15 protein-coding genes are annotated in these 13,838 nt (G+C 42.1%); 8 read left to right on the top strand and 7 right to left on the bottom strand.

The features are described from left to right. Nucleotides 1-285 precede the first annotated feature (285 nt). From I8752_RS06760 to mdh, 4 genes are all read left to right on the top strand, one after another. On the top strand, nt 286-498 hold the full coding sequence (locus tag I8752_RS06760) for a photosystem I reaction center subunit IV (RefSeq protein ID WP_214431539.1): 213 nt from the start codon (nt 286-288) through the stop codon (nt 496-498). A gap of 250 nt (nt 499-748) precedes the next feature. Then, on the top strand, nt 749-1,618 hold the full coding sequence (locus I8752_RS06755) for a DNA-formamidopyrimidine glycosylase (RefSeq protein WP_214431538.1): 870 nt from the start codon (nt 749-751) through the stop codon (nt 1,616-1,618). Nucleotides 1,619-1,682: 64 nt separating this feature from the next. Beyond that, nucleotides 1,683-1,898 (top strand): NAD(P)H-quinone oxidoreductase subunit O, encoded by a 216-nt coding sequence (gene ndhO / locus I8752_RS06750; RefSeq protein WP_214431537.1) that lies wholly within the window; start codon nt 1,683-1,685, stop codon nt 1,896-1,898. 503 nt (nt 1,899-2,401) lie between these two features. Continuing rightward, entirely contained in the window at nt 2,402-3,364 is a 963-nt protein-coding gene (gene mdh, locus I8752_RS06745; RefSeq protein ID WP_214431536.1) for a malate dehydrogenase, read from the top strand. Nucleotides 3,365-3,485: 121 nt separating this feature from the next. Here mdh and I8752_RS06740 read toward each other — a convergent pair whose 3' ends face one another. Next, nucleotides 3,486-3,821 (bottom strand): translation initiation factor, encoded by a 336-nt coding sequence (locus tag I8752_RS06740; RefSeq protein WP_214431535.1) that lies wholly within the window; start codon nt 3,819-3,821, stop codon nt 3,486-3,488. Nucleotides 3,822-3,916: 95 nt separating this feature from the next. Next, nucleotides 3,917-4,411, bottom strand: a complete 495-nt coding sequence (locus I8752_RS06735) for a hypothetical protein (RefSeq protein ID WP_214431534.1) — start codon at nt 4,409-4,411, stop codon at nt 3,917-3,919. A gap of 1,055 nt (nt 4,412-5,466) precedes the next feature. On the opposite strand from I8752_RS06735, the gene I8752_RS06730 reads away from it, so the two are divergent. Beyond that, complete coding sequence (locus I8752_RS06730; RefSeq protein WP_214431533.1) at nt 5,467-6,123, top strand: Nif11-like leader peptide family natural product precursor; 657 nt, start codon at nt 5,467-5,469, stop codon at nt 6,121-6,123. Nucleotides 6,124-6,265: 142 nt separating this feature from the next. Here I8752_RS06730 and I8752_RS06725 read toward each other — a convergent pair whose 3' ends face one another. The 3 genes from I8752_RS06725 to I8752_RS06715 all read right to left on the bottom strand — a co-directional run bounded on the left by I8752_RS06725 (nt 6,266) and on the right by I8752_RS06715 (nt 8,583). After that, nucleotides 6,266-7,852: a glucose-6-phosphate isomerase gene (locus I8752_RS06725; protein WP_214431532.1), complete on the bottom strand. Its 1,587-nt coding sequence runs from the start codon at nt 7,850-7,852 to the stop codon at nt 6,266-6,268. 106 nt (nt 7,853-7,958) lie between these two features. Continuing rightward, nucleotides 7,959-8,216: a cytotoxic translational repressor of toxin-antitoxin stability system gene (locus I8752_RS06720; RefSeq protein ID WP_214431531.1), complete on the bottom strand. Its 258-nt coding sequence runs from the start codon at nt 8,214-8,216 to the stop codon at nt 7,959-7,961. 169 nt (nt 8,217-8,385) lie between these two features. Continuing rightward, nucleotides 8,386-8,583, bottom strand: coding sequence for a hypothetical protein (locus I8752_RS06715; RefSeq protein WP_214431530.1), 198 nt, complete (start codon nt 8,581-8,583; stop codon nt 8,386-8,388). Between the two features lie 288 nt (nt 8,584-8,871). Here I8752_RS06715 and I8752_RS06710 point away from each other — a divergent pair, with 288 nt between their 5' ends. Next, a complete protein-coding gene (locus tag I8752_RS06710) occupies nt 8,872-10,014 on the top strand; it encodes a branched-chain amino acid ABC transporter permease (protein ID WP_214431529.1) in 1,143 nt (380 codons plus the stop codon). Beyond that, nucleotides 10,004-10,777: an ABC transporter ATP-binding protein gene (locus I8752_RS06705; RefSeq protein WP_214431528.1), complete on the top strand. Its 774-nt coding sequence runs from the start codon at nt 10,004-10,006 to the stop codon at nt 10,775-10,777. Before I8752_RS06710 ends, I8752_RS06705 begins: the two co-directional genes overlap by 11 nt. 10 nt (nt 10,778-10,787) lie before the next feature. On the opposite strand, the gene I8752_RS06700 is transcribed toward I8752_RS06705, so the two are convergent. Continuing rightward, nucleotides 10,788-11,375, bottom strand: coding sequence for a DUF2087 domain-containing protein (locus I8752_RS06700; RefSeq protein ID WP_214431527.1), 588 nt, complete (start codon nt 11,373-11,375; stop codon nt 10,788-10,790). Nucleotides 11,376-11,965: 590 nt separating this feature from the next. On the opposite strand from I8752_RS06700, the gene I8752_RS06695 reads away from it, so the two are divergent. Next, entirely contained in the window at nt 11,966-12,643 is a 678-nt protein-coding gene (locus tag I8752_RS06695; RefSeq protein ID WP_214431526.1) for a Uma2 family endonuclease, read from the top strand. Between the two features lie 464 nt (nt 12,644-13,107). Here the strand turns inward: I8752_RS06695 and I8752_RS06690 are convergent. Then, the coding region (locus tag I8752_RS06690; protein WP_214431525.1) for a tetratricopeptide repeat protein at nt 13,108-13,838 on the bottom strand (731 nt) is incomplete at its 5' end.

Raw genomic sequence — 13,838 nt, 5'->3', positions numbered from 1 at the left:
AGATGGGGGAGCAGGGGAGGTAGGGGGAGATGAGGGAGACAAAGGAGACATAATGATTACTCCTGCCTTCTGCCTTCTGCCTTCTGCCTTCTGACTAATGACCACTGACAACTGACTCTTGTACAGACAAGGGTTAATCGCGTCTACTACAACTGACAACTGTCTCTACGATAGTTGACAACTGAAAAATAACTTAACAAAGGCTCTAGCTGCGACCTTCAAGTAGTAGAGTGAAATCAATTAGCCCTATATATTGGCGATTGATAATTAAAAGGGAAGAAACTCATGGTTCAACGTGGTTCTAAAGTACGTATTCTCCGCCCCGAATCCTACTGGTTTCAGGATGTAGGAACCGTAGCTTCTGTGGATCAGAGCGGCATCAAATACCCAGTAATTGTCCGGTTTGAGAAGGTAAATTATGCTGGTATTAATACCAATAACTTTGCCGAGGACGAATTATTCGAGGTGGAAGCACCAAAGGCCAAGGCAAAAAAATAATCAGCAAAGGCACAAGGTGATTATTTGATGAGATGATGAAGGGAAGCTTTAAGTATGAAAATATGAAGTATGAAACTTTCAGTTCTTTCATGCTTCACCCTAGCCTACTCTACTTATAAAAACCTTACCTGCGGGTATTTACGGTTTATTGTAAGTAGAAAAGTATGCTATCGGAAGGTATGTACATACTTTCCCATCTCGTCTGTCTCGATCCCCAAGAACATCAAAATTGCTCGCCTAATCAGCTTAAATGCCTGAACTGCCTGAAGTTGAAACAGTCCGACAGGGTCTAAACCAATTGACCCTCAACCAAGAAATTACGGGTGGAGATGTGTTGCTAAATCGTACCATCGCCTACCCGTTTTCTATTGGTGAGTTTATTGGCAAGATTGAAGGGTATGCGATCGCTACTTGGCATCGTCGCGGTAAGTATCTTTTAGCTGAACTCTCGAAATCTCCTCCTGCCTCTTTTACCAGCTGGCTAGGAGTCCATCTGCGAATGACAGGTCAGCTATTGTGGGTGCATCGAGATGAACCATTACATAAACACACGCGGGTAAGATTATTTTTTGGGGATCGGCAAGAATTGCGCTTTGTCGATCAACGCACCTTTGGACAAATGTGGTGGGTTTCTCCAGGTGTACCAGTAGAAAGTATTATTACTGGTTTAGCAAAACTTGCAATAGACCCATTCTCACCAGAATTCACTGTTGAATATCTGGCTGCGAAGTTGCAAAATCGCCGCCGTCCGATTAAGACTGCCCTACTAGATCAATCTGTAGTAGCGGGATTAGGTAACATCTATGCTGATGAAGCTTTATTTAAAAGTGGAGTTTTGCCAGAAACTTTATGTACAGATTTGCAGCTAAAGCAAATTGAACGTTTGCGAACAGCCATCATTCAAGTATTACAAGCCAGTATTGCAGCTGGAGGCACAACTTTTAGCAATTTCCTTAATGTTAACGGGATCAACGGTAACTATGGCGGTGTTGCTTGGGTTTACAACCGCGCTGGAGAACCTTGTCGAGTTTGCAGTAATTTGATACAGCGGACTAGATTAGCTGGGCGATCTAGTCACTTTTGTCCCCAGTGTCAAAGGCTTGGGGGAGTAGTGAGTTAGAAGTTTTACTTAGAACTCCTCTAAAATGCAGATAAAATAATCTATAAACTTGAGAGGGGAATTCATGGCATTCAAAAAAGGAGATACGGTTCGCGCTGTCCGCGAAAAGCTAGAAAAAAGTGTAGAAGCACAAGCAAGCGATCCCCGCTTTCCTTCTTACTTATTTGACAGTAAGGGCGAAATTGTCGATATAAAAGGTGATTACGCTTTTGTAAAGTTTGGAAAAGTGCCAACACCAAACGTATGGTTACGTTTGGAGCAACTCGAACAATTCAAATAACAGACATTATTTAGGGAACTCCAAGAAATTATCGCGCTTGAAGCAGATAGTCCAAGCGATTAGAAATCGCAGCTATATAAACGAAGTCCCTTCGGGTTCGGGAGTGACGCTCGAAGACTCGCTAACGCTGCGCTAACGCAATCGACGGGAACCGCCAAGACTGCGACTCCCTTACCGCCTGCGCGGACTAAAAGAAAATCAAGGTTTTTAACCCGCGTAGGCCAGTTTTGCGTGTGTTGCCGCGACTTCTAGACGCTTGGTGCAAGATATCAGCTCAACAGGAATCAGTGCTGGCAAAGAGAAGTACTGTGCGGGGGTTCCTTCCGTTGTACGCGGAACGCTTTCTTGCAGGCTAGTAACTAGCGTTCATCAGTTATCAATTACAATAAAGTTTTCAGACTAAAGAATGTTGTTGACGAATTTTTGAAAAGTGAAAATAGTAGGGTGACACTACTTACTTCTCCAGGGAAGTTTAATCTTCAACTAGTAGCCGCACCCCAATTATGTCTTCTTCTTTCAATTCCCCAACAGTATGTAGTTTACCTCGTGTCACTATCGTTGGTGCTGGTAGAGTCGGTAGCACTCTAGCCCAGCGTATTGCAGAGAAAAATTTGGCAGATGTAGTATTGCTAGATATTGTTGAGGGAATGCCCCAAGGTCTAGCACTGGATTTAACAGAAGCTAGGGGAATAGAACTACATAATCGCCAAATTATTGGCACAAACAATTATTTTGATACATCTGGTTCCCAAATTGTGGTGATTACCGCAGGGCTTCCTCGCAAACCAGGGATGAGTCGAGATGACTTGCTGAAAACCAATGCCAAGATTGTGGTGGAAGCAGCTAAGAATGCGATCGCCCATTCTCCCAATGCTATTTTTATTGTCGTCACCAATCCTTTAGATGTGATGACTTATCTAGCTTGGCAAGCCACAAATTTACCGCGCGAGCGGATTATGGGTATGGCTGGCGTGTTAGACTCAGCCCGCTTTGAAACCTTTATCGCTATGGAATTAGGAGTTTTACCTGCTGATGTCAAAGCGATGGTACTGGGTAGTCACGGAGATTTAATGGTTCCTTTGTCTCGTTATGCCACTGTCAATGGCATTCCCGTTACAGAATTGTTGGATGCTACTACAATTGAACGTTTAGTAGAAAGAACTCGTAACGGTGGTGCGGAAATTGTGGAATTGATGCAGACGGGTGGTGCTTTTTTTGCTCCTGCATCTGCTACAAGTGTGATGGTGGAATCGATTTTGTGGAATCAGTCGCGCTTGTTACCTGTAGCGACTTATCTCGAAGGTGAATACGGTTTAATAGATGTTGTAATTGGGGTTCCCTGCCGCTTGGGATGTGGTGGAATTGAGAGTGTATTAGAATTAAATCTCACAGATGAAGAAATAAAAGCTTTGCATTCTTCAGCTGAATCTGTGCATCAAAATATTCAGCGATCGCAGGAAATTTGAGCAGCAATATCTTAAGGATGAAATATAAAAACTTATTATGTCATCTTTAATGGTAGTAAAAATAATAGGCAGGAGATTGAAATCTTACTGCCTATTCTTAGCCCATCAAGATTAATTTGGCTTAGGAACGATATTCTTCGTCTGCGGGATCGCCGTAGGGATCTTCGCTGGCTGGTCTAACGTTACCGTAGTGCCCTTGCTGCTCTTGGTCTGCGGGGTCGCCATATGGATCTTGACTGGCTGGAATCGCGTTACCGTAGTAGTCAGCGGGGTCGCCGTATGGGTCTTGACTAGCTGGAATCGCGTTGCTGTACAAATCTTGCTCTGCGGGGTCGCCGTAGGGATCTTCGCTGGCTGGACGTACATCGCGATCGCGGTATTGGATATCTTGGTCAGCTTGATTGTCGTTCGACCCTGTGAAAAAGTCTTTCGCCTTTCGCAAAAAGTCATCTACCATGATTTATCTCCTAATTTGAGTTCGTGCGTTCCACTTGCGCGATCGGCGGTATTCTCCAGAAAGCCAGTTTGCATTGACACACACGCTTTACTGTTCTAGAGTGCTGGAGCTGAAGTTGGCGCTATACCGCTGAGGTCACGACCACTAGTACGCCCGTTATAGCCTTGGAATTCTCGGTATTTTTGGGCATCAGATTCTGGAACTTGGATGCCTTCTGGCGGTGGAGTTACCCAGTGAGCGCGATGTTCGGCATCGCGGTAGTACACACGTCCATTCTTAGAAAGGTAATATTTACCTTGCGCTCCTTCAGTTTGAGCGTTCTTGTGCTGGTTATACAAGTAGTAAAGTGCTGCTGCACCTGCCAAAATTGCCACTTTCTGCCCCGTACCTAATCCCTTCTTAGCTTGGGGTTGGTTGCCGGGGGCGCGATCGCTTACTGTTCTACCAGCAGTATCATCAACTGGTGGCGGCGCGGCAGTACGGGAACCTCCTCCGCAGCTAGTCAGCAATGGCACTGTGAGCAATGCTGAAAGCAGCACTGCCACTAAACGCGTAGCTATCTTATTCTTAAGGTATGATGTCATGTTCATTGTATTTCCTCATCACCCTGCGTTTGCTAAAGGCTGTGCTGCTGTAAAAGTATTAGTTTGCTGCTAGTTCTTTTGGAGTTAAAAACATTTACTGTTTGCTATCTACTTGTACAACAGCACGGGTACGGTTATTGATTAACTATGAAGCAATTAATTACATATTCCTTCCTGCCTTTGAGAGAGATTGCATTCATCCTAAGGAAATATATTATTAATCACTCGATTAAGCTCTCTTCACTAATTAGATTAAGTTGCGTGTATTAGCATGTTTTCTAGCTGTCACTACTATAGATGTAATGGAATTAAAAGTAAATTTTAGTTAACTTTATAGATAAAAATACATCCTTATGTATATGTGTGTAGAAATATTAAGCAAACGATTGGAAAAGCGATCGCTTTTATTTTCTATGCGATTTATCAATTAGCCCAACTTTTCCTCTTCTGCCAAAATAGCTTTTGCAAGTGGTGAAGTCCGTTCTGAAAAGATTCTCCCTCGACGCGCAGCTTATTTTGGCATTGATTGAGACATAGTATTTCTTTTAATTTATTCTGTTGCCTTAACTTCATTTTACGCTCTATGATTACAAATCTAAATGCATAATTTTAACTATTAAACTATCTCTTCTGTTTACTCAAGCTGCTTTATGAGTTTGTAGTTATTTAAACATAAGCTAAAGTGCGATCGCTTAATTATCGATGGTTCTGTAATTAACCAAGTTAATAAAATACGTTTGTTTTATTACTTTTATCTTCTCTGTAGCTATATACTTCGCTTCCCACTCAAGCAGTCTTAATCTATGCGTGAAGACTTACTCTGTATTATTTTAAGATAGGTAACGAAGTGCGGCAATGAGCGATCGCTATCCTCGATTATTCTCAGTATAATTAGTTTATTTGATATAAATCATACAAACTTTCTGTACTTAAACACCATGTATTTTAAATAGCGTAATTTTGGGTATAAAATACTGTCGAAGACTCTCTTTATGCTGACTACACTGATATTTATTAATAGTTATCTTCTACTAAATTGGAGGCTATAAGAGAGATTAATTATGTATTATCAGCTTTGGAATTTTTTCCTTAGAGAAGAACAATATCTTTTCTGGAAAGAAAAGATAAAAATTAACGAAAATTTTGGGAAGTTGACATGGCAAAAAATAGTCGATTTTTTGTCATTAATAGAGCAAAGTTTTCTATTAAAAAGTCAACTAAGCGAAACAGATAGTCTTGAGCGGTTTATAAAATTAGCGAGAGAAAATTGTTACAGTTTAACTGCTGAGGAACTTGCTTGGTTTGTAACTACAAGAAAACAAATTTGGGATCTTTTTGATTTGGCACAAAAAATGCCATCTCTCAAAGAACAATTGCTAACAGCTAAAAACCCGCAGGAGTTTATCAAAGTAGCTGCCAAAAACGGCTATTACTTTTCGGTAGAAGAATTAGCTTGGCTTTTAACTGAAATTAAGTCATCTCCTGAACTAGTATCGATTAACAACAGTGTTGGAGAGATTCTTACAGTCTCGAACTACGGCAGAATTGAAATAAGTTACTGGATTTGGCTGGCAGAAGACTGGGGAATTGTCGCCCCATTCTGTCATCGGCATCAGCCAAGTACTTTCTTAAGTCAATATATACCCAATCCGTTTTTACCCGATCGCTGTTTCTTACCCAAGAGTTACTTTAATCAACGCCTTCTAAGTCGGGTGTAATACTAATTCGTAATTAAGACACTCTTGCTGAAATAATATTACAAAGTAAAGCATCCTGAGAATTGAAGCTGAATGTTCAATCTAGGATGCTTCACAGTAAAAAATTGTTATAGGCAACAATAGTTCAGCAAATTGTAACGTGTTAGCTAGCAGAAACTTTCAAGCTGCTGGGTTGTCCGAGATTACCTTGTAAAACTATACCTCGCTGATTGGTATGTAAATGGCGTAGAATTTTGTAAATTGCCTCAACCTGGTCAGCAGCACCTGCTTTTTCTGCGATTTGTTCGACGGAAAGAGCAGTTGTCTCTTTTTGTAGCACTGCTAATACTCGTGATTGTAGGTCGAGAATAGCAGCAGCGGCTTTTTTACCAGCCTCTACTCCTGGTTGATGGTAAGCGTTGATATTGACCAAGATGCCATATAAACCAACAGCACGTTCATACAAAGCAATTAGCGCCCCTACAGTTCGGGCGTTAACTTGAGGAATAGTGACTGTAATTGAATCGCGCTGATTTTCATAAAGCGCTTGTCGAGTTCCTTGAAGAAAACCGGAAAGATAATCACCTGCTGTGACTCCAGGATCTATTTCTGGGGATGGCCCTTTACGATCTTCTAAAACTTCAATCAAGGTAGCAAAGAAATTCGGCACACCTTCACGCAACTGCTGAACGTAAGCGTGTTGATCTGTTGAGCCTTTATTGCCATAAACAGCAATACCTTGATGGACAATGTTGCCGTCTAAGTCTTTTTCCTTACCCAAAGATTCCATCACTAGCTGTTGTAGATAGCGGCTGAACAACAGCAAGCTGTCCTTGTATGGCAGGACAACCATATCTTTTTCACCCCGCCCATTACCAGAAAAATACCAAGATAAAGCCAACAAGGCGGCTGGATTATTTTTGACATCTGGGACGCGGGTAGCATCATCCATTTCTTTTGCACCGTCTAGCATGGCACGAATGTCAATGCCTTGCAAAGCTGCTGGTACTAAACCCACAGCAGACATTTCTGAGGTGCGTCCTCCTACCCAGTCATACATGGGGAACCTTGCCAACCAGCTTTCAGATTTGGCAACCTTATCTAAATTGCTATCCGGGCTAGTAATCGCTACAGCATATTGAGCAAAGTCCAAATTATGTCCAGCGTAGGCTTTTTTGACTTCAATCATGCCATTGCGGGGTTCTGGTGTGCCGCCAGATTTAGAGATGACTAAAACCAAAGTGCTAGCAAGGTTATTTCGCAGATGATTGAGAGTACGGTCAATACCTGCGGGATCGCTGTTGTCGATAAAGTGAATTTTTAGCGGCGGAAAATCGGGGGCGAGGGCTTCAGCGACAAATTCAGGGCCGAGGGCAGAACCACCAATACCAATGGAGATAACATCAGTAAAGCGGTTTGCTCTGGGAGGGTGAATCGCACCTGTTTGGACTTTTTCAGCAAAGGCTTCGATTTGTTCTAGGGTTTGGACAATTTCTTGTGTAAGTTCCGGAGTTGGTGCTAAATCGGGATTTCGCAGCCAATAATGTCCGACCATGCGGTTTTCGTCCGGATTAGCGATCGCACCCTTCTCCAATTGAGCCATATCCGCAAACGCTTTGTCAAACTTCGGCTGCAACGACTCCACGAAAGCGTCATCAAAACGCATTCGACTTACATCTAAGTAAAGTCCTAATCCCTCGTGGAAATATAACCAATTTTGGTATCGTTGCCAAAGTGCCTTTGCATCCATAAGGGAAATCTCAAGTAAAGTGTTTTTCCAAAACAAGTTTAATGTAAGGTTAGAGCCATCCCTGCCTAGCCTTATACAGTTTTAAGTGTTGGTCTAACTCTTCACTTTAAACATCTGGCATAGGGATGACCCGTAAAAATTTTACAATTTCACCCCTAATTTCTATACCAATTAAATAATTATCTATACTAAAACGATGAAAAATACCTTCATTGTCAAGCTGCCGCAGTTCTGGAAGACAATGCAGAGGCCCATTTTCCGTAAACTCCAAAAACACAAAATCATACACTCGCTGATAGGCAGCGGGTTCTAAACTCTTCAGGTCTACCAAAAAAGACCTAGCGTAGCGCATTTCCAGACTCACTATGCGTCACCTTTACTGGGGATTAGGGATTGGGGATCGGGGATTAGGGATTGGGGATTAGGGATCGGGGATTAGGGACTAGGGATTAGAAATTATAGAAATTCTTGTCCAGTACCCAGTCCCCAGTACCCAGTCCCGAATCCCCAGTACCCAGTCCCCAATCCCCAATTCAGACAAACATTAACATACGTGTTGCTTCTTCGTGGGTTAGGATGTCCCACGGTTGCTGCGATTGTTTGACTTGTTGTATCGCTTTTAACATGTAAAAGTCGCAATGCAAAGCCCGGAGAGCATTCCAACCGCTTTCGAGTTCTTCATCGGCTAACTGCTCGATTAAGTGATGGATTCTAATTCGTAGTAAATTCATATATCAATAAAATGTTACCCAAAACACAAAGGTATTGTTCCCAAAAATTTGTCATAGTTAACGGCATAATATTATCCTCAAGCTACACTACAGGGTGAGTAGAAGAGCACAGGGGCAGAGGCAAGGCTTCGCGGGAAAAGGAATTAAATAAAGTTCTCCCCCTTTCGTTTTAACCTTTACCCTTTACCCTTTTTCTCCTGACAATTGTAGAGACGCGATTAACCCTTGTCTCTACAACAACAGACGCGATTAATCGCGTCTCTACAACAACTGACAACTGACTAAAAAATGGTTGACTATCTGATTTTTTTGACGATTTCTACAGCAGTTTTAGCCCTATTCAGCTTGGGACTCAATTTACAGTGGGGCTTTACGGGATTAATTAACTTCGGTCATATCGCTTTTATGACCCTAGGTGCTTATACAACGGTATTGTTAAGTTTAAAGGGCGTTCCCCTGTTTGTGGCAGTAGCAATTGGGGCAATAGTAGCAGCCTTACTAGGTTTGATAATTGGTTTTGCAACTCTGCGCTTACGCGAAGATTATCTAGCAATTGTGACTATTGGTACAGGGGAAGTGATTCGTTTGGTTTTAAATAACGAGAATTTACCAGTGGGTGACACTTGGGTATCTGGTGCATTCGGCGTACAAACTTATCCAATACCGCTATCTACAGCGCCTAATTTGTTTTTCCAATTTTTGATGATTGGACTGCTAACGCTGCTGGCTGGTGTGACTTTGTTTTGGTTGTGGCGGTGGATTCGCTATGCCCAAAAATCCCAAGCTGTCGATTCATCTCAAAAAACAGTCACAGTCAGTAAGCAAGAATTAGCAACGCGTTTGGGCGTGGGAATTATACTTGCCCTGTTAACAACAGCGATTTATATTTCAGGAGTAATCAGCCTGTATAACTACAATCCCAAAACGGGTTTGATGCTGTTGACAGTTTTGATATTAGCATTTGTATTTTGGCGTTTAGAAGTTTTGGTGCGATCGCCTTGGGGTCGAGTCCTGAAAGCAATCCGCGAAGATGAAGAAGTCCCTAGGGCTATGGGAAAAAATGTCTTTTGGTATAAGGTGCAATCGCTCATCTTGGGAGGTGCGATTGCAGGTATCGCTGGTGCTTTCTATGCATGGCAACTCAGCGCTATTTATCCTGACAAAACTTTTGAGCCACAAGCGACTTTCGATGCTTGGATTATGGTAATTCTCGGTGGTTCTGGTAATAATATCGGCACAATCTTAGGTGCGGTGATTTTCGTTGCTTACGATGCCATCACTAGGGAAGTTTTACCTAGATTCGTTCCTTTAGATGAAGCGCGTTTAGGTGCATTTCGCATCATGGTCATTGGTTTAATTTTGATGGTGCTGATGATTTGGCGACCTCAAGGTATCTTAGGTAAAAAGGAGGAACTCACCCTTGGTAAATAACTCAGTTCCTTTATTGGTAGCTACGGGGCTTTGTAAAAGCTTTGGTGGGATCAAAGCAGTTTACGAGGCGAACATTGAAGTTAATAAAGGCAGCATTACTGGCTTGATTGGCCCTAATGGTGCTGGTAAAACCACTTTGTTTAATTTACTTTCAAACTTCATTCGTCCAGACAAAGGACGAGTAATTTTTGATGGCGAACCGATTCAGCATTTGCAATCATACCAAATCGCCCAGCAGGGACTAGTACGTACTTTTCAAGTTGCCCGGACTCTCTCGCGGTTGTCGGTGTTAGATAATATGCTACTGGCAGCCCAAAAACAAACGGGTGAAAATTTTTGGCAGGTGCAACTGCAACCGCACATTGTTGCTAAAGAAGAAAAGCAACTACAAGAGCGAGCGATGGTGCTCTTAGAATCGGTAGGATTAGCTAAAAAGGCATATGACTATGCTGGTAGTTTATCAGGCGGACAACGCAAGCTACTGGAAATGGGACGGGCGCTGATGACTAATCCCAAGTTAATTTTGTTGGATGAACCAGCAGCCGGGGTAAATCCGAGGCTGATTGATGATATATGCGATCGCATTGTCGCCTGGAACCGCCAGGAAGGCATGACATTTTTGATTATCGAACACAATATGGATGTGATTATGTCCTTGTGCGATCGCGTTTGGGTACTAGCAGAAGGGCAGAATTTAGCTGATGGCCCCCCAGCACAAATTCAAACCAATCAGAAAGTTCTCGAAGCTTATTTAGGAAAATAATCGCCAACCCCTACTCTGTCATCCGCCAATAAACTCCATTTTCTCGCTCCATTAGCTGATAGCCAATCAATTCTCGCCGCAAGGTAGCGCAGTCAGGATGGTAGCACTTGAGTATTTCATTCACGGTGCGTTCGGGGTATTGAACTCCTGTATCGAACTTGCTTGCCAACCACTTAAGAATTACTAGACGCTTTTTGCGGCTAGCGGGAATTTCTTTGAGGCGTTGGACTTTCTCTAAGCTGTTAATATCGCCTTCTAAATAGTTATTTAAGACTTTACTTTCCCAAGCTTCAGTATCTACATCTTCGATCAAAGATGCTATTTTCTCAGGTGTAAAAATTTCCTTGCTGATACTTTGTAAAGCTTCACTATCCAACTGATACAAACGGCTATTGCCTTCAGGGCGCATAGTCACTAAATTAAGCTCCTTAAGTTTTGCCAGATGGTGGGATACTGTCGGTTCCTTAAGTTGCATGAGTGCCGCCAATTCTTCGACGCTGCACTCCTGATTCGCCAGGATACCCACAATCTTCAATCGGCTTTCGTCAGCCAAAACTTTGAAAAATTGCAGCAGGGTCTGAAACTGTTCTCTTTTCATAATTGGTTATTATTTAATTCGACCTCGATCTAATTAGAAAGAAATCAAATTAGTCGCGCTGTTCTCATCCGATACAGCAAAAGCTCGCTCTCGGTTAATTGTGAATTAATGTTAATTTTGAGATTTGTTGTGTAGATTATTGAGATTTCTTAATTTGTTCTTTACATTTGCCTAGATTAAGACCTCTATCTATAAGTAATTTATTGATTCGGTATTAAAAATTCAAAATAGTCTTGCGTCTAAATATCAAGGTACTTCCAAATAAATATTCCATCGCTGTTAAAGCTGGGGAAGCAGGGGGAGAAGAATCAGATAATAATGTTACAGGCAAAAATTGGCTAGTTTATTTCTTGGAGTTCTTTAACTCTTGACTAAAATTAATACTGTTGATAGATGACAAATAAACGCCATTTTAAGCTCTAGTGTTAATTGATCAGAAATTACCTGTTGAGGATTAATAATCACCGGCTTTGAATAAAGTCTGTAGGGACAAAGTTAAAGCCAGCGCCTGCATTATTATCGGCTTAAGAATTACGAATTAGCTGCAAGCAACACTACGATCGCAGTATTGGATGAATGGCAATTAGATTATGCTACAGTACGATCCGCTAGACTGCTTACCCTCGGCGGAGGATTTGCCCGACTCAGACGATACCCCTGTAGATAATGAATTACAAGATTTGATTCTCGGTTTACTCAAAGCCATACTAGCTTTTGTCTGGGCAGACCGGATGGACTGGTTCTTTGGCGTTGATATGGGGATTTATTACGATCCCGATCGGGCTGCAATTGTACCAGATGGGTTTTTGAGTCTGGGAGTTGAACGGATTCTTGATGAGAATCTGCGTTTAAGTTATGTCCTTTGGGAAGAACAGCGCGTGCCAATTATGACATTAGAGGTGGTTTCTCATAAACGGCGCGGAGAGTATAGCACCAAGAAAGAATTTTATGCCCAGTTAGAAGTTTTATATTATGTCGTTTATAATCCCCAACGGCGGAGAAAACCAGTTTTAGAGGTGTATCGCTTGGTAAATGGCAAGTATCAATTGCAGCGAGGAAATCCCGTTTGGCTACCGGAAATTGGTTTAGGAATTGGTAGCGAACGGGGGACATATCTCGGCATTTCACGCGAGTGGCTTTATTGGTACAACGAGCAAGGTAAGCGTTTATTAGCACCAGAAGAACGGGTTCAACAAGCAGAACAACGCGCTCAAATGCTGGCAGAACGGCTAAAATCTCTTGGTGTAGATCCAGATTCTTTGGTTTAGAATGGGCTTCGGGGTGAATAATAGCGATCGCATCCCACCACAACCAAGCCACAAGTCTAAAAAACTGGCGAATGAGTATCAAAGACTCTTTAACGGAGTTCAAAGACTCATTAATGAGTATCAAACACCTCATTAAAGGAGTTCAGAGCCTCTTTAATGGAGTTCAAAGACTCATTAATGAGTATCAAGCACCTCATTAAAGGAGTTCAAAGCTTCATTAATGAGTATCAAAGACTCGTGAATGAGTATCAAACACCTCATTAATGGAGTTCAAAGACTCATTAATGAATATCAAAGGCTCATTAAAGGAGTTCAAAGACTCATTAATGAGTATCAAAGGCTCGTAAATGAGTCAGCTTAACCCAAAATAGACAGATTGCTTATGGCAATTCTTTAAAATAGGCGATCGCTGCCAACCTGCAAAGCCAAATTCAATTCCAACTTTCTTAATTACGAACTACGAATTACGAATTACGAATTAAATTTTGTACTCTCGCTACCATTTGCCTAACTTTCTCAGCGTCAGGAGATTGGATACGCTGCAATATCTCCAAGGCTGGCTGCAAATAATCTAGTGCTTGATTGTAATTGCCCTGTTGTTCTGCTATGTGTCCTAACCACCACAACGTCATTGCCTTGGTTTGGACATCGCCGATTTGTTCTGTGATAGCAAGGGATTTTTGATAAAAGGCGATCGCTTCTTCTATTTCTCCTCTATAAACTTTGATCTCTCCCAAGTTGTTCAACGTCCTTGCCTTGAGTTGGACATCACCAATTTGTTGACTCAGAGCAAGGGATTGTTCATAAAAGGCGATCGCTTGTTCTATTTTTCCGCTATTGGCTTTGAGGAATCCCAAGTTGTTCAACGTCGTCGCCTTAGTTTGAACATCACCGATTTTTTCAGTGATGGCAAGGGATTGTTGAAAAAGGGCGATCGCTTCTTCTATTTCTCCTCTATAAACTTTGATCTCTCCCAAGTTGTTCAACGTCCTTGCCTTGAGTTGGACATCACCAATTTGTTGACTCAGAGCAAGGGATTGTTCATAAAAGGCGATCGCTTGTTCTATTTTTCCGCTATTGGCTTTGAGGAATCCCAAGTTGTGCAACGTCTGCGCCTGAGCTTGGACATTACCGATTTGTTGACTCAGAGCAAGGGATTGTTCATATAGGGCGATCGCTTCTTCTATTTTTCCTC

It is taken from the genome of Dendronalium phyllosphericum CENA369, assembly GCF_016056275.1.
Taxonomy (GTDB): Bacteria; Cyanobacteriota; Cyanobacteriia; order Cyanobacteriales; family Nostocaceae; genus Dendronalium; species Dendronalium phyllosphericum.
This window is presented reverse-complemented; position numbering and strand designations above follow the sequence as displayed.